Origin of the sequence: Prosthecobacter sp., from assembly GCF_044222345.1 — a bacterium.
Lineage (GTDB): Bacteria > Verrucomicrobiota > Verrucomicrobiia > Verrucomicrobiales > Verrucomicrobiaceae > Prosthecobacter.
Genome location: NZ_JBGANL010000004.1, coordinates 1 through 21,798 on the forward strand (window position 1 = coordinate 1; position 21,798 = coordinate 21,798).

The 21,798-nt window shown below is 60.7% G+C and carries 17 protein-coding genes; 8 read left to right on the forward strand and 9 right to left on the reverse strand.

Annotated elements, in window-relative coordinates:
* Window positions 1-412: 412 nt before the first annotated feature.
* Together ACILSL_RS03790 and ACILSL_RS03795 are read right to left on the reverse strand one after the other, a co-directional pair.
* Complete coding sequence (locus tag ACILSL_RS03790; RefSeq protein WP_395730665.1) at window positions 413-640, reverse strand: hypothetical protein; 228 nt, start codon at window positions 638-640, stop codon at window positions 413-415.
* Window positions 641-755: 115 nt separating this feature from the next.
* Entirely contained in the window at window positions 756-1,643 is an 888-nt protein-coding gene (locus ACILSL_RS03795; RefSeq protein WP_395730666.1) for a hypothetical protein, read from the reverse strand.
* A 64-nt stretch (window positions 1,644-1,707) separates the two neighbouring features.
* Here ACILSL_RS03795 and ACILSL_RS03800 point away from each other — a divergent pair, with 64 nt between their 5' ends.
* The 3 genes from ACILSL_RS03800 to ACILSL_RS03810 all read left to right on the forward strand — a co-directional run bounded on the left by ACILSL_RS03800 (window position 1,708) and on the right by ACILSL_RS03810 (window position 5,677).
* On the forward strand, window positions 1,708-2,694 hold the full coding sequence (locus tag ACILSL_RS03800; RefSeq protein ID WP_395730667.1) for a permease: 987 nt from the start codon (window positions 1,708-1,710) through the stop codon (window positions 2,692-2,694).
* Between the two features lie 6 nt (window positions 2,695-2,700).
* A complete protein-coding gene (locus ACILSL_RS03805; RefSeq protein ID WP_395730668.1) occupies window positions 2,701-4,038 on the forward strand; it encodes a hypothetical protein in 1,338 nt (445 codons plus the stop codon).
* A gap of 559 nt (window positions 4,039-4,597) precedes the next feature.
* Window positions 4,598-5,677: a tetratricopeptide repeat protein gene (locus tag ACILSL_RS03810; protein ID WP_395730669.1), complete on the forward strand. Its 1,080-nt coding sequence runs from the start codon at window positions 4,598-4,600 to the stop codon at window positions 5,675-5,677.
* A gap of 37 nt (window positions 5,678-5,714) precedes the next feature.
* Here ACILSL_RS03810 and ACILSL_RS03815 read toward each other — a convergent pair whose 3' ends face one another.
* A complete protein-coding gene (locus ACILSL_RS03815) occupies window positions 5,715-6,839 on the reverse strand; it encodes an Ldh family oxidoreductase (RefSeq protein ID WP_395730670.1) in 1,125 nt (374 codons plus the stop codon).
* Window positions 6,840-6,953: 114 nt separating this feature from the next.
* Window positions 6,954-7,310 carry a hypothetical protein gene (locus ACILSL_RS03820; RefSeq protein ID WP_395730671.1) on the reverse strand — a complete coding sequence of 119 codons (357 nt, stop codon included), beginning with the start codon at window positions 7,308-7,310 and terminating at the stop codon, window positions 6,954-6,956.
* A 484-nt stretch (window positions 7,311-7,794) separates the two neighbouring features.
* Between ACILSL_RS03820 and ACILSL_RS03825 the strand changes: the two genes are divergently transcribed.
* Entirely contained in the window at window positions 7,795-8,733 is a 939-nt protein-coding gene (locus ACILSL_RS03825) for a hypothetical protein (protein ID WP_395730672.1), read from the forward strand.
* Between the two features lie 36 nt (window positions 8,734-8,769).
* Here ACILSL_RS03825 and ACILSL_RS03830 read toward each other — a convergent pair whose 3' ends face one another.
* The 4 genes from ACILSL_RS03830 to ACILSL_RS03845 all read right to left on the reverse strand — a co-directional run bounded on the left by ACILSL_RS03830 (window position 8,770) and on the right by ACILSL_RS03845 (window position 16,039).
* Entirely contained in the window at window positions 8,770-11,898 is a 3,129-nt protein-coding gene (locus ACILSL_RS03830) for a hypothetical protein (RefSeq protein ID WP_395730673.1), read from the reverse strand.
* 185 nt (window positions 11,899-12,083) lie between these two features.
* Entirely contained in the window at window positions 12,084-12,971 is an 888-nt protein-coding gene (locus ACILSL_RS03835) for an MBL fold metallo-hydrolase (protein ID WP_395730674.1), read from the reverse strand.
* A gap of 320 nt (window positions 12,972-13,291) precedes the next feature.
* On the reverse strand, window positions 13,292-14,200 hold the full coding sequence (locus ACILSL_RS03840; RefSeq protein WP_395730675.1) for a thiamine pyrophosphate-dependent enzyme: 909 nt from the start codon (window positions 14,198-14,200) through the stop codon (window positions 13,292-13,294).
* Window positions 14,201-14,251: 51 nt separating this feature from the next.
* Window positions 14,252-16,039 (reverse strand): 2-oxoacid:acceptor oxidoreductase subunit alpha, encoded by a 1,788-nt coding sequence (locus ACILSL_RS03845; RefSeq protein WP_395730676.1) that lies wholly within the window; start codon window positions 16,037-16,039, stop codon window positions 14,252-14,254.
* Between the two features lie 221 nt (window positions 16,040-16,260).
* On the opposite strand from ACILSL_RS03845, the gene ACILSL_RS03850 reads away from it, so the two are divergent.
* From ACILSL_RS03850 to ACILSL_RS03860, 3 genes are all read left to right on the forward strand, one after another.
* Entirely contained in the window at window positions 16,261-16,542 is a 282-nt protein-coding gene (locus tag ACILSL_RS03850) for an addiction module protein (protein ID WP_395730677.1), read from the forward strand.
* Entirely contained in the window at window positions 16,539-16,859 is a 321-nt protein-coding gene (locus ACILSL_RS03855) for a hypothetical protein (protein ID WP_395730678.1), read from the forward strand. Before ACILSL_RS03850 ends, ACILSL_RS03855 begins: the two co-directional genes overlap by 4 nt.
* A gap of 121 nt (window positions 16,860-16,980) precedes the next feature.
* Window positions 16,981-19,377 carry a DEAD/DEAH box helicase gene (locus ACILSL_RS03860; RefSeq protein ID WP_395730679.1) on the forward strand — a complete coding sequence of 799 codons (2,397 nt, stop codon included), beginning with the start codon at window positions 16,981-16,983 and terminating at the stop codon, window positions 19,375-19,377.
* Between the two features lie 81 nt (window positions 19,378-19,458).
* On the opposite strand, the gene ACILSL_RS03865 is transcribed toward ACILSL_RS03860, so the two are convergent.
* Window positions 19,459-19,941: a hypothetical protein gene (locus ACILSL_RS03865; RefSeq protein ID WP_395730680.1), complete on the reverse strand. Its 483-nt coding sequence runs from the start codon at window positions 19,939-19,941 to the stop codon at window positions 19,459-19,461.
* A gap of 351 nt (window positions 19,942-20,292) precedes the next feature.
* On the opposite strand from ACILSL_RS03865, the gene ACILSL_RS03870 reads away from it, so the two are divergent.
* The gene (locus tag ACILSL_RS03870; RefSeq protein ID WP_395730681.1) at window positions 20,293-21,729 is read left to right on the forward strand and encodes an AAA family ATPase; all 1,437 of its coding nucleotides are present in this window, start codon (window positions 20,293-20,295) and stop codon (window positions 21,727-21,729) included.
* Window positions 21,730-21,798 lie beyond the last annotated feature (69 nt).

Consider the following 21,798-nt stretch of genomic DNA (forward strand, 5'->3'; position numbering starts at 1 on the left):
GCGGGCCTGCATTTCCGCGAGTTGTGAGACCACGGCAGCGCCTAGATAACCAGCGCCGCCAAAGACCCAGATGCTGCGTTCCTTGAGATCAAACGGATGAGGAGAGGACATGGGTGGCAACAAGGACTGCACAAGCCACCGGACTCAAGGCTGCGCCGCTGGTCTGTTGTCCGAGCCAGATCAGCGATGCCTGTGTGATTGTGGGTCGGGTGTGGTGGCTGAACGCTCGTGCATCGGCGTGCAGCAAACACCGTGGCGTGGGTAGATCCTCGCAGTCGGGCGGCTTGGCGAAGGGGCGTTTGTGTGAAGCAGATTGTCCTGCCTGCCACACACAGCCGACCTACGTCCAGAGCGCGCACGGGATCATCGCAGATCCCGTGCTTCCAATTCGTGGCAGCGCCGCTGCCGCAGCTTATTTCGCCACTTCCTTCTTCTTTACAGGGTAGGCGCCGGGAGATTTGACAAATTTTTGCAGGCAATCCACGCAGCAGAAGGACACAAAGCCCTCATCCGTCTTCACGCGATAAATTGGGCGTGAGGCTTTGTGATCCACTGGGCATTCATCATTGATGGGCCAGGCAGCGAATACCGTGGCGGTCATGGCCAGACTGAGCAGCAAAGGAGCAAGAAGTGATTTCATGGATGGGAGTCGAGTTGGAGTTGGTGCGCGTTACCCCATCAACGCATCAATCCCCCATCCTCATAGGTCATCGCAAATCCTGCCCACGGATGCGCAAGGCAGGCACAGTGCGGGGTTATTTCTCCTCGATGTCCCAATAACCCAACTTCGCGATTTGCTCGGGGGTCAGGGTGTCGATCCAGCTTTTGCCGTATTCATCGAGGTTCGACGGGGAATGCCAGTCCATAGTGCCATCTGTGCGCAGTTTTTCCACAGCTACTGAGCCATCATTACGTCCCACGATTATTTTATTCCCCTTCCACACTCGACCACGCTTGCTCCCGGATTGTGCCGAAACATCCCATCGCGGCGGCCATGAACCGTTGATCGCGTTTTCAACAACAACGGGGGCATCCCCAGTTGATGTGTCAGTTTGTGATTTGAGCAGCATCCAATGGCACTCACCGGGAGTAAGAGCTTTGGCAAAGTCCGGAGCATTACCAATCACCCCATCGGGAACGAACATGCTGTTGGAACAGCCAAAGATGCCCTCGGCCTCCACAATTCCATCTTTGAACAGCCAGCGGAAAACCTGATTCGCAGATACAGATTCCTTCTCATGGACAGAATCTGGGTATGCTGAGCTGTTGTCCCTGGCATAAAGCTTCAAGCTCAGAATGATCTGCTTGCAGTTATTCACCCCATGCATCTGAACACCTTGCTTGGAAACCATGGGAAGAAACGATGCTATCAGCATCCAGCCCAACAAAAGCACAGCCAGCACAATCACCCACTGCGTGCACCCCCACGGGTATTTCGACTGTTCGTTCATGGGGCCATTCCACCAAAAGCAATGCTGAGAGACAATCTCATTCGGTGTCTGCTTGCCTTCTTTTTTGTGCAGGGGCGGCAAGGCAGCGCAATAATCGAGGACGAGTTCGAGTAGGAGGACGAGGACGACAACACCTCTTGACGCTCCTCCTTGACTTCGGTGCACCCCGCCCCCCATTTCATATTCCTCCATTTCCCCATTCTTTCCCGCTTGAACCCGCCCTCTCGGCGCGTTTAACACTCTCTTACTCAACCACATGATTTTTCTCGCCGATCTGCCCGCACCCAGCCGCATGGGGGACATCCTCATGGCCTTCCTGAGCATTGTCTTCGAAGGCGCCCCCTACATCCTCATCGGCACGGTCTTTTCCGGAATCATCGATGCCTTCCTGCCGGCCAAGCTGCTGGACCGGGTGCTGCCCAAAAGCAAGGTGCTGGCGACGCTGATCGCGGGCTTCCTCGGACTGGTGTTTCCGGTGTGCGAGTGCGCGGTGGTCCCGGTGATCCGGCGGCTGGTGCAGAAGGGCCTGCCGCTTTCCTGCGCGGTGACCTACATGCTCTCTGCCCCCATCATGAACCCCATCGTGGCCATCAGCACGATGACGGCATTCAAGGAATTCCAGGGCCTGAGCTGGGCCACGGCGGGCAATGCGACGATGACGATCGCGCGTCTGTCGCTCGGCTACCTCGTGGCGGTGATCGTGGGCCTCGTGGTGCTGCGCTTCAAGCCGGGCCAGGTCTTGCGGGCCAGCATCGCCAACAAGATCGCCCAGGCGGATGCGGCGGATGACGGCCACGTGCATGCTCCGGCGGCGAATTTCAATGGCAAGCTGGTGCACGCCATGCGCAGCTCCATGCGCGACTTCCTGGATACCGCGATGTACTTCGCGATCGGCGTGGTGATCACGTCCGTTTTCAACACGCAGATCAATCAGGGGCTGCTGAACACCGTGGCCGGCAATGACTGGCTGGCCGTCCCTTCCCTTATGGGGCTGGCCATCGTCCTGTCTCTGTGCAGCACCTCGGACGCCTTCATCGCCGCGCCGATGACCGCCTTCTCCATGGCGGCCAAGCTGGCCTTCCTGGTCTTCGGCCCGATGATGGACATCAAGCTCCTGTTCATGTACTCCAGCGTCTTCCAACGCAAGGTGGTCGTATCTCTTCTGATCGGTCTTTTCATCCTCATCGGTCTGCTTTCCGGGCCTTGGATGAACCTGGTTCAACATCTTTACATCAAACCCTAAACTGCCATGAGTGGAACCCGCACCCTCGTTCACCTTCTCAGTGTCGCCATGCTCTTTCTGTGGGGCGGCGTGCTGCTTTACTTCTACATCAGCGGTCGTCTGACGAACTACCTGCCACCGGATGGCATCTTCCGCCCGATGGTGCTGGTGTCCGGCATCGGTCTGGCCGTGCTGGGCCTCTTCAATCTGCTCACCATGGGCGCTGAAGATGCGGGCTGTGAAGGCCACGATCACGGCCATTCCCATGACGACCATGATCACAAGGATTGCGGACACGACCACGCGCACAAGCATGGCGAAAGCTGCGGGCATGATCACAGCCACGACCACAAGCACGACGCCTGCGGCCATGACCATAGTCACGAGCACGCCCATGAACATGGCACCTGCGGGCACGATCATGATCACAAAGACTGCGGCCACGACCACTCGCACGATCATGCGAAGACTGCGGGCTGCTGCGGGCATGATCACGGACACCCCCATGCCCACAGCCATGAAGGGCATGCGCACGGCATTCTCGATGAAAGTTCCTGGCCGGGCCGGATCGCGGTGCTGATCATTCTTGCCGCGCCCCTGTCATGGGCTGCGCTTTCCACCCCGGACCGCTACAGCTCCAATGCCATCGTGAACAAGGGGCTGTACGACCCGAACTACACGGACACCTCTCGTGCCGAGCAGTTCTCACTGCAAAACAAGGCCAAGAACACCGGGAAACCCGTTGCCGTCACCACGACGGAGAAAGTCACCACGGAGAAGGTCGCCGATCAGCCTCCGGCCATGGTCAGTCCCCAGACTCTCGGAACGGCAGGAGAACCCGCGAAGCCCGCCAGCACGCCGCCTCCAGGAGTCGCCGCTGCCTCTGCTGCCGCCGCAGAAACCAAGACGCCGCCGAAGAACATTCCGCCGCCCGCACAGGCTTCCAAGAGCTACGGCACCTTCACCCTCGAAGATCTCAAGAAGCAGGTGCCGCAGAGCAAGGAAGGCAACTTCATCCTCGAAGTCCCCGAACTCTACTACACCGGTGGCGATGTCGAGGTGCAGAAGGTGCTGACCGGCCAGATGGTGGAGACCGTGGCGCAGGTGCTGCCGGAAAAGGTGAACAATGCCGACGGCCACCGCCTCCGCATTTTCCGCATGCTCGTCCAATGCTGCGCTGCGGATGCCCGCCCCTACTCCGTGCCCATCGACTTCGGCAAGAAGGCACCCGATTTCAAAGACATGACCTGGGTCAAAGTCGTCGGCAAGATGGGCTACAAAAAGGAAGGCACTCAGACCGTGCCCATCATCGAAGCCACCAAGGTGGAGGAAACCACCGCGCCGGATAATGCCATGATTTACTGAGGGCGGCCTGCAGGGCATGCGCCGCGCCAGATGGTAGGGATGCGCTGTGCGCGTCCCTGGAATCTCTCGTCCCAGCGCGGACTGTTGCCTCATCGCTTTCCCCCTTTTAAGAAGCTCCCCTGCCGCGTCGCGTCACGCCAGAACCTTGGCTTTCCACGCGCCAAGGACGGCGGACCTGTTTGGCTGCCTGTGTTGGGACAGACCCGGAGCTTCGGCCCGGACGCAGCGGGGCCCTACCAGGCGGGCGCGGTGACTGCGGGATTAGATGCAGGGCGGCGCTTTCCCGCGGAGCAGTTTTGAATCGATTAAAATAGAGCATTCTGTTAAATGCTTAAATAATCCATTCAAAATGCATATGAACCATATCGCACGGCTCTTCGTTTTTGCATTGCTCCCATGTCTGTTGCCAGTGCCAGCCACAGCTGCGGATGGGCTGAAGGAAATCGCAGCCAGCAAGCGGGCTGCAGCCATCGAACTTGGGGTCATTATGAATGGGGGCAGAATGGAAGGAAGGGGCGTCTTCATCACGGCAGACGGCCTGGCACTGGTGGACTTGAGCATGATCGCACTGCCCCAGCGGCCGGTCGTCTTTGCCGAGGATGGCAGAGAGGTGCCCTTCGGGACCATCCTCGGGATCTTTCCCGAGCAGGAGGTGGCGCTGATAAAGTTTGACTACAGTCCCAAGGTCTGGCTGCCGATTGCGCCCAAGGAGCCCGAGATGGGCGAGACCATTGCGTTCATCGCGCTCAAGGCGTTCGATTTTCTCGAAACGGACATTCCGCCCGTTGTGGGCCCGGTCATTGCCAAACGCACCAGTATAACGGCCAATCTCAGCAAATACCATTTTACGCGGGTGCTCAGTCTGGGATCAGGCCTGATGTTCAAGCAGCAGCCCTGCATCGGTCCCGGCAGTTTTGCGATCAACAATCAGGGGGAGCTCGTCGCCATCAAACAAGGGATCGAGATGAATGGCCGGCAGGCGCTCATCCTGCTCTCGCCGATCACCGCGCTGGGAGATGAGATCGGCCGTCTGGCGCGTGGTGGAAAAAACATTCCACATCCATTGCCCGCTGCCAGCAATCCCATAGACGTGGCCCTGCTGGATGAAGACTACAGCCGCTATGAAAACGCGCATACGATGGGGGACGAAGTTGCAGCCAGGGTCCACCTGGAAGACCTGGCGAAGCGCTACCCAAACAGCGCCCGGATTCAAAGCATGGCCCACGAGCAGTTGAAGCGTCCGCCGGCATCGGAGGCTGTGGCGAAGACGGCTGATGCGGCCAGGCCAGCCTCCCCCATTTCGGCCGTTGAGAAGGTCGTGCATTCGGTGGCACGGGCCAGGGATCTCGTCGATTCAAACAAGGATTACACCGGTGCTGTCAGCGTGCTCAAGCAGGCATTGGATGTCTGTCCCAAAGACTACCCAGTTCCGCTCCTGAATCTGGCCGAATTCGAGCAGAAGCTCGGCCACACAGCCGAGTATGGACGCTGCCTGCGCGAAGTCCTGGCGGTGGCCCCGGAAATCATTTCGGTGGTGGAGCAGCTGCAGAAATGGGAGTTTGAGCAGAAGCACTACGATGAGGCGCAAAAGCTCACGGATCGCATCTACGAGCTTGAGCGCCTCTACCGCCGCCGGTGAGCAAAGGAAGGTGACCTGATCAATAGAGAGGGCTGTTTTACGGCACCTCATACGTCCCCAATGCCGCGACATCGAAGCGTGGCATGCCCGCTTCATCGGCGATCTCATTGAGGGCTTCGACTTCGGCGGTGCTGAAGAGCAGGCCGCCGGCCTTGGCGGTGTGGGCGGCATTCTGCGCTTCGGGCTGGCCGGGGAGCATGCAGCTCTCGTTGCCGTGGCCGAGGATGTCGCCGATCACGGCTTTGACGTTTTCGTTGAAGCTGCGGCCGTTGGAGAAAAGGCCGGTGCTGATGGCATCGGGGTGAATGACCTGGAAATAAAAGCTGCTGGTGCGCTTCTCACCGGCCGGGAAAGGCTTGGATTTGATGTCGGGGTGCGCACCGCCGCCGCGCAGGGTGGGCAGGCCGCCACCAATCATGCCGCCCATGACTTCGATGAGCAGGGAGAGACCGTAGCCTTTGTGCGCGCCGAAAGGCAGCAGCCATGCGGCTTCATTGGCATCGGTGGTGGGTTTGCCCGCAGCATCCACGGCAGCGCCAGGAGGAAGAGGCTTGCCTTCACGCTTGAGCTGCTGCACGCGGCCCATGGCCACGGTGGAGGTGGCCCAGTCAATCACGATCGGGAAACCGCAGGCATCCTGCGTCGGCAGGCCCCAGGAGTGCGGGTTCGTGCCCAGCACGGGGAACTTGCCGCCGAAGGGCACCACTTCACCAAGGGTGGAGGTGCAGTTCGTGTAGGCGATGTAGCCTTTCTTGGCCGCATCCATCACGTAGCCGCCGCCCCAGAGATAGTGGAAGGCATTGTCCACGCTCACCTGGCCGATGCCGTATTTGTCCGCCATCTGCATGCAGCGCTCCATGGCGCTGAAGGCCACGCTCTGGCCCAGTTTGAGTTTGCCGTCCCAGGCTTCGCTGGCGGCGAAGGGCTTCTTGATCACCTCGATCTCCGCGCCCGGCTTGCAGCCGCCGGTGGCGCTGCCGAAGAGGTGATCGAGGTGCAGGGCCTTGATGGCGTTGTGGGTGCGGATGCCGTGGGCCGAGGCCATTTCGCAAAACCGTGCGCCGTCCTCGGCCTCCGCCTGGGTGTAGCCGCGATGCTTGTAGGCGGCGCGGACGAGGTCGTTGTGGGCTTCTGTGGGGACGATGTGGTACGTGGTGGGCATGGTTGGCGGATATTGGAGCATCCGCCCGGACACGCAAGAAGCAGAAATAAAGAAGGCTCCGCTCTTGCGAGCGAAGCCTTCGGAAGTCCCGATACAAGTCGAGGCCGTAAACTTTTACTTTTTAGCAGGCTTGAAGACGTCGTGGCAGGCCTTGCAGTTGTTGGCCTTCTTAAATTCGCTGATGCCGCTGGCGTCCTTGGCCTTCACTTTGTTGAGCGCGGCGACCATGCCCTTGCACTTTTCCACCCAGGCGGCCTTGTCGCCTTTCGGGGGTGTGGCGGCGCAGATGGCCTGCACGCACTTGATCAGAGAATCGAGTTCCGCGTCGGTTGCTTCACCTTTGCCCACTTTCTTGGCGATGGCGTCCTCGGGTTTGAAATTCTTCTTCATCGCTTCTTTGATGACGTCGTCAGCGGAGGCGGAGCTGAGGCCGATGGCAAGGCAGAGGAGGGAGAGTGCTGTTTTCTTCATGGGGTGTCTGACGTGTTTTATGATGTGATGTATTTGAACGAGAAGCCGCAGCGCGCACGGCCTTGGAAAAACGCATTTCAAGCAGTTCTTTTAACAAGAACCGTATGCAATATTTCCAATTCAACGTTTCTAATGTAGCCGCGCGCTTTGAGTCAATGACGGAATCGCATGCCCCCCCCCTCAAAATGGGCGAAGGAATGCTCCTGTCGCAATGACTTAGCCTGCATGCTGCGCATGAGCCCCCTCTCATTACGCTCGCCCCAAGGGCTTGCCGATTTGAGCACAGACGCTTCACCTTGCTCCGTGAAAATCCAAGTTTGTGCCAGTGCCACGCGGTTTCATGGACCGAAAACAGCGGGGCGTGTCTTCCGTGTTGGATCACGGTGGAATGACGAGCCGAGTGCAGCGAGACCGACGACCGCAGGAAGAGTAAAACGAATCAATGCAGAATGACGAATGCGCAAAGATGCCCTATTCGTCCCCTGTGTCCCGTAGGTCCTATCTCTGTCGTTCACCCCGCTGGCTGAGGCGCGCCCTGCCTCTGGCATTCGTCGCTGGTCATTTCGCTTTCGGTCACCCCGCCGACCAGAGCGAGATGCGCGTGCGGCCGAAGCCGCATCAGCTTGAGATCCGGCTGACGTTTAACATCCTCACGCTCACGCGCTTCACCGGCATCGACACGGATGGCGACATGAAGATCAGCATGGCGGAGCTCACCGCCGCACAGCCGCGCATCGCCACGTACTTGAACCAGCACATCCATGTGGAGATCAACCGGCAGAAGGCCCTGCTAGGCTCCGGCGTACGCTTTGCGCCGGTCTGGCCGGATGCTGCGCAGACCCCGCCGATGGCCGAGGTCGAATACGCGGCGCGCAATGTGGATGTGATCTTCGTGCAAACCATCGAGGGCAAGGTCCTGGAGGACTTCTGGCTGGGCTTCGAGATCTTCGAGCAGACCGGACCGATGCAGACGATCCACGGCGTCTTTGAGCAGGACGGCCAGATTGAAGACGTGACCTTCAGCGTACAGGAGCCGGAGTATCTCTACGACACCGGCTTTGCAGACGATCCCTTTGTGCAGGAGGCGGAAAAGAAGCAGAAAGCCGGCCTCTCCACCCCGCCCGGCGAAGACATGCCTGCACGGCCCGCAGCGACACTCGCCTCCGCATCCCGTTATGCGGCTCCGGCTGCTAACGCCGCAGGCACGCCGGCAGCCACCGTCTCGCCTGGCTCCGCTGGCAATTCTGCGGTCAAGCTCGCCACTCCCATCGAATCCCAAGACACAAACACAGCCTCCAGTTCGGAACGCTGGTGGATGGTCCGCGCCGTGGTGATCATGATCATGCTGGTCGTGGGGCGCAAAATGCAGCTCAGCGCCCGCGCCAAGCTCGTCAGCACTCGCAGACGTCCAAGGCCGAGATAGGCTGGCGGCACGGCACCGCACCTCTGGCCGATATGATCAACCGCTCGTGTCCATGGCCACTGCGGATGGCTGCTGGACTTCGCCACGAAGTTCCGCGATCTGCGCTTTGAGAGTGGCGATTTTTTCCAAGAGATTCGTTTCGTCGATGGCCGCACGCTTGATCCGCTCCTCCCAGGGAGATGCGGCTTCCTGACCGCCACCGTTCGCCCCCTCCTGTCCCAACGGGAGCGACGGGCGGATGCGGGCACGGAGTTCGAGAGAGCGTGCATTTTGACGCAAAAAATTCAGACGGCTCTCTTCACGCTGGAGTTCTTCACGCAGGCGGTTGAGACGACTGTTCGGCCTGACCTCGCTGAGCAGCGCGCTGCCACTTTTCGTCTCTGAGGACGACGTGGAGGAGGAACTGACCGTCCTGGCTGAAGCAGAGCCTTCGGCAGAAGGCTGACGCGATGACTCCATTTTGCTGGTCGTCTGGAGACGCTCCATGATCTGACGCAGAGCGCCGAGCACCATGTGAATTTCATCCTTCGCGCTGCGAGATTCTGCTGAATCCTCTCCGGCCTGCTGCAGCCGGTCCATGCATTGATCCATCCGCTCTTTCCAGTCCAGCATCGCTGCGACCTGTGTCTCCCAGCCGCTGAGCTGCTGGCGCAGTTCTTTGATCTGCACATTGAGTGCGGCACTTTCCTGATCGTGCAGCTCACGGGCGTCCTTCGACAAGGAACGGAATTCATCATACATCACCCGCTCCTGCTGTGCGGAGGCGGTCAGCGTGGCGATTTCCTGGCGGAGTTCTTTTTCCTGCGCACTCATCTGTTCCAGACGCTGGCGGGTCTCGGTCTCCTGATGATTGACGGCGTCACAGCTTGTGGTCGCGGTCGCAAGCTGCTGGGTGATGTCGGCAAGAGCGGCGTCGAGCTGCGAACGACGCTGGGAGGCCTCTTCCACCTGGCGGCTCAAAATTCCCAGATGCTGCTCTGCGGCAGCCACGTTGGCCTGCCGGGATGTCAGCGCCTCCAGCGTGGCCTTCAGGTCATGCGTCAGCTGAAGTTCCTGCGATGCGGCATCGAGTGCGCTGCGTGTTTCCACCAGCTTTTGCTCCTGGCCGGCCAGGGTGGCGCCCGTGGTGGTCAGGTTCTGCTCCGTGGCCTGCACCGCCGACTGAAGTTCAGACAGCTTGGCCATGGACGCCGTAATGCCGGCCTGCTGCTCTGCCAGTTCCTTGCGGGCTGCCACGACAGATGCGGCAGTGGACTCGTGCTCCTGCTGGGCTTGGCGGGTAGCTTCAGTGGCGGCTTCCCTCTCCTGTTCGCGCCGCGCGATCCGGGTTTCGACTTCACGCAGGATCATCTCCTGGTTTTGCTGGCGCATGAGCAGATTTTCCACTTCATGGCTCAGGGACATCCGGCGTTCTTCGGCTTGCTGGCAGTCATGCATCACCTGCTGCAGTCGCGCGGAGGTGGTGTCGATCTCCGCATGGCGGGATTCCAGACGGATGCCTGCCTCTTCCTGCTGCTGGCTGAGACGCTGCAGCGCGATCTCGGCGCCGATCCGCTCCTGGCGCATGGCTTCGAGCTTGCCGGATTGCTCGCGAGTCTGGGCCTCCAGCTGTTGGGACTGCTGCTCCAGCACGTGAATGTGATCGCCAAGAATGGCTTCCTGCTCCTGACGCTCCTGCAGGGTCTGGTTCAGAGACGCCAGCCGTTTTTCGGCGCTCTGGCAGCCATCCTGAGTGGTTTTCAGACGTTCCTCGGTGGTGGCAAGCTCAGCACGGCAGGCTTGCAAAACGTCTTCGGTGGACTGCCGGGTATTGACCAGTACGGCGAGCTCTGCTTCCAAGGCGTGGTGCCTCTCACCCAATGCTGTCAGCGAGGTTTCAGTGCTGCTGATCTGGTCCTGCGCCTGCTGGCGTTTGGTGTCTAGGTCCGCAATCTCCAGAGTGAGTTGCTGAATCCGTTGAACAGATGCCTCTTCAGCTCCATCGAACTGGGCCACGGCCCGGCCAAGCTCGGCCAGGTGGGCGGCGGCTTCCGTGCACTCATTCAGCGTGGTGCCCAGCTTCTCTTCCATGCGGGCGAGTTCGTTGCGGCGGGACAGCAGCGCCTGCTTGATGGCCTGCTCGCACCCGCGCAGTTCATCCGTCTCAGCCTGACTTTTCGCCCGCTCCTGCCGGAGCATGATCAAAGTCTGCTCATGCTGGACGGCTTCAGCCTTGAGTTCGCCCAGCGCGGCGGCTGCAGCCACTCGCTGCCCCGCCAGTTCTCTGACCTCGTTCTGCAGATCTGCGTGGCGCTGATTGGTTTCCTGCATCGCCTGCCGGGCTTCCTGAAGCCTCGCCCGTTCATCGGCGATGGCGCTGCGCGTGATGTTCAGGGAGGCCTCGCTTTCCCGGCATTGAGCAGTGAGCTGCGTAAAATTCTGTTCCAGAGCCTGATGGCGGGCAGTCAGATCCACCACATGACCCGTCGCCCGGCTGCCAGCTTCTTCCAAATAATTGAGGCGGTCCTGTTTGAGCTTGAGATTGGCCTCCGTTTGCTGGGCGCTCACCTCCAGCCGCGCGATGTTGATCGCAAGCTCCTGCTGGCGCGTCTCATACCGCACCACCAGACCGCGTGCCTCGACAATGCGCTCCTGCTGGCGGGTCACCTCATCAATGGCCTTTTGCAGGAGGTCGGAGAGTTCGGAACTGCGGTCTTCGAGCAGGGCAGATTCTGCTTTCAGCCCCTCAAGCTGTCTGGACGCCGCAGCCACCTGCGCCTCCACGGACTGCTTGTGGCTCTGCCATTCACTCAACTGCTGCTGAGTCTGTTGCAGCCGGCCTTGATCTTGCAGATAGCGTGCATTGATCTCCTGGAGCCGGGCCTGCAACATCTCACGGTGTCCGTTCAGTTTGCCCAGCTGCTCGTTCTGACTGGCCTCAAGGCTGAGGAGGCGGTTCACCTCGGAAGTTTTCTGCTCATGCAGCCGTGACATCTGCCGCACTTCATGCGTCAGCGCCCGGTGCTGCTCCTGCACGGATTGCAGTTCAGAGTGCCAGCGTTCGCAGGTGGCCTGGGCATCAGCGGCTGCGGCATTGAGTTCCACCAATCTCCCGACTGGCAGGCCGGACATCTTGGGAGCCCTGGCTTCCCGACCTCCGTCTTCTTCAAAAGCGATGGTGCTCATAAGTAACTTCGTTGCAACAATTCCTCAATTTACATCAATATTACGTACTGGTTAAGTAGTTTTTTGAAATTCTTCAGACATATACGGATCAGTTGGCCAAAAATGCCACTTTTCCGCATAGGGCGGCACCAAACCGCCCGAAGGCAGGCTGAAAAACACAGCCCAAACAGCGGTGTCCGCGTCCTTCAGCGCCCCTTCTCGCAGTACAAACGCACGCCATCGGCGCACATCGAGGTGACGTTGGCATCTTCACCCTTGCGCCAGAGTTCCTCACTCACGCCTGCCTGCATGGCGATCGAGTGCTCAGCCGCCGCATAGTTGTGGCGATTTTCCTCCACGCTGACGCCCGCCTGGAAATCGGCGGCCACTCGCTCGTAAACTTCCATCACCCGCTGCCGATACGTGCTCAGATGCCATTCCACATCCGTCACCGCGCCAAAGTGCGTCAGATACAATGTCTTGAAGTTGGCGGCCATCAAACGATCCAAGGACTGCGCATAAGCGACGGGATCAAACTGCGGCGGCGCTGCCGTCACGGAAAGATAGCGGCTGTACTCCAGCCGCATCCCCGCCACATCTCCAGCAAAACAAACATCCCCGATGATAAACGCATGATGATGCCGCGCATGCCCCGGCGTGTCCCAGGCAGTGATCTCGATCTCGCCGAGTCTCACACTTTCCTTGTCCTGCAAGGCCACCACGCGGTCCGCAGGCGCAGGCAGCATGTCTCCCCAAAGCTTTTCCATGAGCTCAGCATAGACCATGCGCGCGCTATCGATGAGCTTGGAAGGATCGATCAAATGCCGCGCTGCATTCGGATGGCAGTACACCGTGGCCCCCTGCTGCGCAAACCATCCTGCAGCACCCGCATGATCCAGATGAATGTGCGTCACGAAGACCTTCTTGATGGCGGCTTCATCAACGCCGACCTCACGAATCGCGCCTCGCAGCGTCTCCAGCGTGGAGCCCGGGCCGGTTTCGATCAGCGCGTACTCACCACCGCTCTCGATCAAATAGGAAGCAATAAGACCGGGAATACCGATGAAGCGAAGATCGAGGGTGTGGATGCGCATGAAGGAGTGAAGGAGGTCAAAACCGCTTCTTGGTCAAGTTCTCAGCGCAATCAAGGTGCTCAAGAGGGGGCTTTTGCCGAAGCGCTTCATGCACGCCGGATTCCCGCCTTCACGGAGGAGATGCTGACAGAAGATCTGGCAACTCTTCGTGAATTCGGAGCCATGTGATCATCGTCGCGGATAAAGAGGCATCGCATCTGCCGCGATGTACCTCGCCTTGCGGGCAAGAAGTGCCCGCATCACTTCCCTTACAGCAAAAAGCCCCGCCTGTCATGGCGGGGCTTGAAGTCTTGACCACGCCTTGTCGGCGCAGCACGGCACTACCTCATCGCTTCAAACCGCTTCTTCAGCACGTCCTTCTGCGAGACGCCGCCGAGCTTCGACTGCGTGTCGTCGATCCACTTCTGCTCCAGCGCATTCTTCGTGGGACGGTTGACCTGGTAGTACACGCCGAATTTTCCGGGGGCGAGGTTTTCGGCCATCTTGAAGGCGGCGGTTTCGTCGGTGATGTCGTGCTGCGTTTCGTCGATGGTGTCAAAGGTGCCGCCTTTGCGGGGGGTGCTGTCGTCAAACGCGCCGGCGTAGAACATGACGCACTCGCTGAGGCACTCCACCACGCTGAAACCATCATGCAGGATGGCGCGCTCAAACATGGCCTCCATGTGCTTCACCTGCGCGGCATGCGTGCGGGCGATGAAGGTGGCGCCGCTGGCGAGGAGCTGGCGCATGGGGTTAATGGGGCGGTCGATGCTGCCGGTGGGGTCGGTCTTGCTCTTGAAGCCGATGGGGCTCGTCGGGCTGGTCTGCTTCTTGGTCAGGCCATAGACGAAGTTGTCCATGATGACGTAGGTGAGCTTGATGTTTTTACGGGCGGCGTGGTTCAGGTGGTTGCCACCGATGGAGAAGCCGTCGCCGTCACCGCCGAAGACGAAGACGTGAACGTCCGGACGGCTCAGGGAGATGCCCGTGGCCAGGGGCAGCGCACGGCCATGGATGAAGTGAATGCCGTGCGTGTTCATGAAATACGGGAAGCGGCTGGAGCAGCCGATGCCGGCCACGCAGACGATGTTTTCATGCGGATATTGGAGCTTCTCCAGCACGCGGTAAAAGATGTTCAGCACAGCGAAGTCGCCGCAGCCGGGGCACCACGTGGGATGGTCGGCGGTGAGGGCTTTTTTGGTTAGCTTGTCAGCGGCAGGTGCTGCAGGAGTGACGAGGGCGGAGGACATGATGATTAAAAAAGAAGAAAGGTTGGGTGGGCTGCGAGGTGCGGGTCCGGACTAGGCGCTCATGATTTTTTCCACGCCGGTGACGATCTCGCGGATGCGGAAGGCCAGGCCGTCCGTTTTGCACACGGACTGGATGCGCGGGTCCGCCAGGCTGGCGCGCAGCAGCGTGGCCAGCTGGCCATAGCCGTAGAGACCGGAGTCGTTCATCTCCACGCAGACAACGTGCTTGAACTTCTTGAAGAGACCGTCCAGACCGTCCGGCATGGGGTGCAGGTGGCGCAGATGCAGGGCACCGACTTTGTGGCCTTCCGCACGCATGCGGTCCACGCTCTCCTTGATCGGGCCGTAGGTGCTGCCCCAGCCGATGACGAGGGCTTCGCCGGTCTGGTCGCCGTGGATCACGGGCAGCGGGAGTTCCTTGGAAAGCTGCACCAGCTTGTTGCGGCGCTTGTTGGTCATCAGGGTGTGCATCTTGGGGCTGCCGCTCGGGTGGCCCATTTCATCGTGCTCCAGACCGGTGGACACAGGGTACTTGCCGCCAGCCATCTTGGAGCCGGGAGGTGCGTGCTGCGTGATGGCATCAAGCGGATAAGGCTTGAAGCCCTCGGGGCGGGTGGAGATGTCGAGAGTCGGTTCGACCCAGTGCTTGTCGAGGTCGGGCTCTTCAAAGGCCTCGATGCGGCTGCTCAGGGCCTGATCGCTCAGGATGATGACGGGGCAGGAATATTTCTTGGCCAGCTTGCCGGCTTCGAGGGCGATGTAGAAGCAGTCTTCCACGTCCTTCGGCGCCAGCACGATGCGCGGGCTGTCGCCATGGCTGCCGTAGATGGCCTGCATGAGGTCGGACTGCTCCACGCTGGTGGGCAGACCGGTGGAAGGGCCGCCGCGCTGCACGTTCACCACGATGAGGGGGATTTCAGCCATGCTGGCGTAGCCGAGCGCTTCCATCTTCAGGCTGAGGCCTGGGCCGGAGCTGCCGGTGATGGCAAGGTGACCGGCAAAGGCGGCGCCGATGGTCATGGCCACAGCGGCGAGTTCATCTTCCGCCTGCACATACAGACCGCCATACTTCGGCAGTTCCACACGCAGCGTTTCCATGATGGAGGACCACGGCGTGATGGGATAGGCGGAGCCGTAGCGCACGCCTGCGGCGATGAGGCCGAGCGTGAGCATCTGGTTGCCATCCGCGCTGATGCGGTGCGCGCCATGCGCCTCTCCGGGCACGAAGGCGAATTTTTCCACGTCGCCCACCTGGTAGGCAAAACCCGCGTCAAAGGCCAGCAGCGCATTGCGCAGCACGCTTTCGTCCTTGCGGCCAAACTGGCGGCTGACGATGCCCACGAGCTTTTCCTTGTCGAGATTGAAGACGGCGCAGACCATGCCGAGCACGAACATGTTCTTGCCGCGGTCACGCGTGGAGCCGCCCACGGCCTCCACGGTGGCGGAGGTGAAAGGCACGCCGATGTGGATGATGCCGCGCTCGTTTTTCACGTCTTCCGGACCCATGTCTGCCGTGTCGTAGAAGCAGATGCCGCCATCGCGCAGCGCGGCGATGTGGTTTTCGTAGCTGTGCTTGTAAAAGGCCACCAGCACGTCCGCCTCGTCGCCCTCATGCAGCACTTCGCCGGAGCCCAGATGCACCTGGAAAATGGAAGGACCGCCCGAAATCGTGGACGGGATGGTCATGTAGGTCATCACTTCCTGCGCCGTGCGCCCGGCCAGACGCGCCAGGAAACCGCCGATGGACTGAATGCCGTCCTGAGAATTGCCCGCGAGGCGGATGACGGCGTTGCGCAGGGAGGTGGGAGATGACGACGAAGGAGCGGAAGCGGTGGACATGATGGGTGTACGGGCAGGCTCGCCCGCAGGTTGGTTGGCTAAGGAAAAGGCGATTCTAGAAGGGCTTTTGCTGCCGTCCATGGTGGAGAATGGCTTTTTTCTGCGGTGGGGGGGCGCGTGCCAGACCAGTAAAAGGCGTATCGGAGGAGGTCTGCGCCCTAGATCTTTGTTGAGTGACTCGGCCACTCGACAAATCCTGGGGATGACGATAGAATCAAACCATGACAGCCGCCGTCGAACACATCAAAAAGGCCATCAACAGCCTCGCCCCGGACGAAGCGAGAGAGCTTTTTCAGGAGCTTCGGCGTGATTTTCAGTTCGCTGAGGACGATCAGTCAGACGCAGAAGCTTCGATTGAGGCCGAGTGGGACGCCGAGCTTGATACCCGTGTGCAGGAAATCGAAAATGGCACCGTTCAGTTGCTCAGCGCAGAGGAGTCTGAGCGTCGTTCGGATGCCGTGTTTGCCAAATTGGGAATCGAGCGTCCGGTTTACAGGCCATGACGGCATGGAACATTCATCCGTCCGCCCAGCAGGAAAATGATGAATTGCTGGAGTACTTCGGCGGCATTGACGAGGAGCTGGTGATCGCGTTTGAATGGCATCATCTCCAGCATCGCCATGCCATTTGTGAAAACCCGTTGCTCTACAACATCCGTCGCAAGTCCATACGCAGGGCCAATCTGAATCCACGCTTTGGCGAATATTACATCGCCTACATCCTCTGGCGGCAGAAGGTGGTGATCGTCGCCGTCGCACACGCCAAGCGTCGCCCTTTTTACTGGCTCAAGCGCATCAGCGAAGCCCGTGAGCTTTTCTGATTGCCCGGCGGCGCCTCCCACCTCCTCCCCGGGCCCTCAAGATCAAACACCTTGCTATATCCTCCGCTTGTGACAGTATGACACCCCTCAAATTCTGAGGAGTCCGTTTCGTTTCTGTTTTATGAGTACACATACTTTCCCTGAACTGGGAATCGCCCCCGAGCTTCTTGAAGCCGTTAAATCTCTTGGCTTTGAGCAGCCCTCACCCATCCAGGCGGAAGCCATTCCTGTGGCTCTCACCGGACGTGACGTCGTGGGCCAGAGCCAGACCGGCTCCGGCAAAACGATGGCCTTTGGCATTCCCGTGGTCCAGGGCGTCGATGGCACCAAGCGCCAGGTCCAGGCCCTGATCCTCTGCCCCACCCGCGAGCTGGCCATGCAGGTCTGCGCGGAGATCCACAAGCTCGCCTCCTTCAAGGAAGGTGTGCGCGCCACCCCGGTTTACGGCGGCGCTTCGTATGACCGCCAGATCCGCGCTCTCCAGAGCGGCTCCCAGATCGTCGTTGGCACCCCCGGTCGTATCCTCGACTTCATGGAGCGCGGCCTGATCAAGTTCGACGCCCTCAAGACCCTCGTCTTCGATGAAGCGGATGAAATGCTCGACATGGGCTTCAGCGAGGACATCGACCGCCTCATGGCCGCCGTGCCCAAGGAGCGCCAGACCATTTTCTTCTCCGCCACCTTTGAGCCGCGCATCCGCCGCCTCGTCGAAAACTACACCAACAACCCGGCCACCATCACCATTCAGCAGAAGGCGCTGACGGTGTCCACTATCGAGCAGCGCTACTACGAAGTGCAGGGCCGCTCCAAGCTGGAAGTACTCTGCCGCGTGATCGACATCGAGGCCCCGCGCCTCACCATCGTTTTCGCCAACACCAAGCGTGCCGTGGATGATGCCACCGACGCCCTCGTGGCCCGTGGCTACGCCGCCGACCGCCTGCATGGCGACATCAACCAGACGATGCGCGAGCGCGTGATGCGCAACTTCCGCAGCGGCAACGTCGAAGTCCTTGTGGCGACCGACGTGGCCGCCCGTGGCCTGGACGTGAACGACATCGATCTGATCGTGAACCTTGAGCTGCCGTATGACGCGGAAGACTACGTGCACCGCATCGGCCGCACCGGCCGTGCAGGACGCAGCGGCAAGGCCTTCAGCCTCGTGGCCGGACGTGAAATTTACCTGATGCAGCGCATCCAGCGCTTCATCAACATCCGCGTGGAGCGTGCCAAGGTGCCCTCCCAGGAAGAGCTGGAAGCCACCCGCGTGGACAAGACCTTTGAGAAGGTCAAAGCCGTGCTGGAAGGTGCCGCCTACGCCAATCACGAGCACAGCATCCAGCGCCTGCTGGACATCGGTTTCACCCCCACGGAAATCGCCAGCGCGCTCATGGACCTGCTCATGAAAGACCAGGTGCGCGAGACCGAGCAGATCGTGGAAGACCGTGCCGGCCGGAAGCCCGACTATCCGCAGCGCGACTTCAAGCCCCGCCCGCAAGCCACCGCACCCGCGCCAAGACCCGCCCCGGCTCCTGCTCCGCAGGCCACACCGGCTCCAGCCGCAGCCGTGACAGAAGGCTCCGAAGCCCCGGCCACAGTTGCTGAAGGCACGGAAGCCCCTGCCTCTGCCGAAGCCCCAGCAGCCGCTCCGGTGGCAGCCAGCGCCCCTGCCCCGGCAGCAGACGCGGAAGAATCCGGCGCTGAGGAAGACTCAGGCCCCACGAATCATCAGGCAGCCGCTCCGGCGGTGCGCCCGGCCAAGTTTGACAACGAATTCGACAGCGACCACGAAGACGAGCGCCCGGTGCCACGCAAGCAGAGCAGCTACGTGCAGAAAGGCCCGCGCTCCGGCATGGTGCGTCTGTTCATCAACGTCGGCGGCATGGATCAGGTGCGTCCCCAGGACATCGCCGGCATGCTCTACAACACCATTCAAGACCTCACCCCCGGCAGCATCGGCGCCATCGACGTGCTGGAGAAATGCAGCTTTGTCGAAGTCCCCGGTGACTCCGTGGAAGCCGTGCTGGAAGGCGTCAGAGGCGCGCAGTTGCGTGGCCGTGACGTGCGCATGGACCATGCGGATCGTCCGGACGACATCAGCGGCGTTCGCCCCAAGCGCTTCGGCGGTGGCGGCGGCTTCGTCAAGAAACCCGGCTTCGGCGGCGGCTTTAACAAAGGCGGCTACGGTGGTGGCGGTGGCGGCGGCTTCAACAAAGGCGGCGGCCCAGGCACTGGCTTCAAAGGCTACGGCGGTGGTGGCGGCGGCGGATACCAAGGCGGTGGCGGCGGCTTCAAAAAGCCCGGCTTCGGCGGTGGCGGCTTTGGTGGCGGCGGCTTCAAGAAGCCCGGCTTTGGCAGCAAACCCTGGCAGCAGCGTGAAGGCGAAGGCCCAAGCCCCGGCTACGGTGGCGGTGATGACGGCCCACGTCGTGAAGATGCCGGTGGTGGTGGCGGCTTTGGCGGCGGCCCACCCAGACGCCCCTATGGCGGCGGTGGCGGCGGCTTCAAGAAGAAGTGGTAGTCGCTAATAACCTGCCAGACTCTTTCGAGGACCCATACGACCTGTCAGACCGACGGTGCGTCTGGGTCCTTCTCTTTTTCACTACGCCTGCACCCGCCTATGCTGCTCAATCCACTCTCGTGAGACGGTGGGTTTGAAGTCAAAATCCGGCAGGTGCCGGTCAACCACGGCGAACAATGAACTCGCCAGCGCGATCACCACTTCGGTGCTTCCCTGGCTTTGGAAATAGCCCACCGACACGTTGTAGGCGGTAATTTTTTCCTTCATCGCTTTGAGTGCCGCCTCATGCCGTCGGGTCGCCTTGCCCCGGATGTCCGCCGCTTCTTTGCGATAAATGGCGGCCAGCTGGGGGTTCGGCCCGCTGAGCGGGCTGCCCACGGTTTCAGTGCGCTCGGCCAGCTGCTCCTGGCTCTGGGCCTTTCGTTCCGCCTTGGCCAGAGCATTCTCCGCCGTGGTGAGCTCCTGCTCCTTCTGGAACAGGTCTTTGAAAATGAACACCAGCGCATCGATGGCGCGCTTGGACATGCCTTCCTGCGTCTGGGAAAACGAATTGAGCCGTTTCACGCTTTCCACCGCTTCCGAGAGTCCTGGCCGCTCTGCCAGCCGTAATGGTCTAAGGCAGAGAATCATGGTCGGCGAGTGCAGAGGGTCACCCGTGCGATCTTCTGCCGTCCCCGGCAGGGTCATCCCCAGCGCCAGTAAAAACAAGAAACTCATTTTCATCGTCATCGAAGGCAGTAACCCCAAAGGAAGTGCATCGTCACAGGCAAATTTCAAGCTCGTTCACCTGGTTCCACACCACGGGTGGCAGACAGCCTGCAGGGCTTGAGTTGTACCAAGAAATCATTGGCGGCACGCTTCGTGCGCTCTTAAATCTCAGCAGGATCACCCCGGCGGTGGTCTATCATTAAACCCATGCCAAACTCCACCGCTCTCCGCGACGCCCTGACCCAGTCACCGAACAATCTTTCGTTGTTGCTGCTGTATGGTCGTGCGTGTCTGGAGGAACTCCATCTGGACGAGGCCCGCGAGGTCTTCACCCGTGCCTTGGAACAGGACCCGGACCAGACTGACGCCCTGCTGGGCATTGCCAAAGTTCTGTTCATGGAGGGAGACACCTCCGGCGCCGCCGTGCGTGCCGAGCGCGTCATCTTTCTGGAACCCACCAACGCCCAGGCCCATCTGCTGCTGAGCCGTGTGTACCTGAGCGAGGGCGACCGCCCGAAAGCCATCGAGCATTTCGACCGTGCAGCCCAGATCGACGGCACCATGAGCGACCCCGCCCTGGAGCGTGAGCTGGGCCGCACCGCGCGTGATGCCCGCAAAACCGCCCCTGCCCCGGCTCCGGAACCTCCCAGCCAGGAACCGCAGATCGCGGGCGGCCCCGATCAGGACGAGTTCTTCGAGGATCCCTTCGATGACCCGCCCTATGACTGGCGTCCCGAGACCTTCTACGCTCCCGGCGACCCCGAGCGTGGCAACGTGACCTTTGCCGATGTCGGCGGCATGGAGGAACTCAAGGAGGAGATCCGCCTCAAGATCACCTACCCGCTGCAGTTCCCCGATTTGTACAAAGCCTACGGTCGCAAAACCGGCGGCGGCATCCTCATTTACGGCCCGCCCGGCTGTGGCAAGACCCTCATCCTCCGCGCCGTCGCGGGCGAGGTGCCCTGCAATTACCTGTCCGTCGGCCTGCACGAGATCTTTGATCCCTACTTCGGCAGCACCGAGCGCAACCTGCATCAGATCTTCGAGACCGCCCGGGCCAACGCGCCCTGCGTGCTCGTCTTTGACGACATCGACTCCCTCGCCATGGATCGCCGCCAGATCCGCGAAAGCCAGATGCGCAATCTGGTGAACCAGTTCCTGCATGAGATGGATGGCATCCGCAGCGAAAATCAGCGCATCCTCGTTATCGGTGCCACCAATCAGCCCTGGGCGCTGGATCCCGCCTTCCGCCGCCCGGGTCGCTTCGATCAGGCCATCTTCGTCGCCCCGCCGGATGCTCCGGCACGCGCGCAGATCATCGAACTGCTGGCCAAGGACAAGCCCATTGCCGAATTCGACACAAAAGAATTGATCGAGGCCACCAATGGTTTCTCCGGAGCCGACCTGAAATGGGTCTTTGATCGCGCCGCCGAACTCGCCCTCTCCGCCGCCATCCACACCGGCCAGCCCGTGCCGATCACGCTCGAACTCCTGCTCGCCGTGGCCAAAGCCCACTCACCGAGCACCCAGGAGTGGTTCGAAGGCGTCCGCACCCACGCGCAGTCGCAGGAAGGCCCCAACAGCATCTTCAACGACATGCGCAAGTTCCTCAACGCGCCTTCGAATACGAAGAAGGAGCGGTAGGCGGAAAGTATTCGCTAGCTTCAGCTCGCTCTGGCGAACGCGTTACAAATCCTCACCGGCTTGTAACGC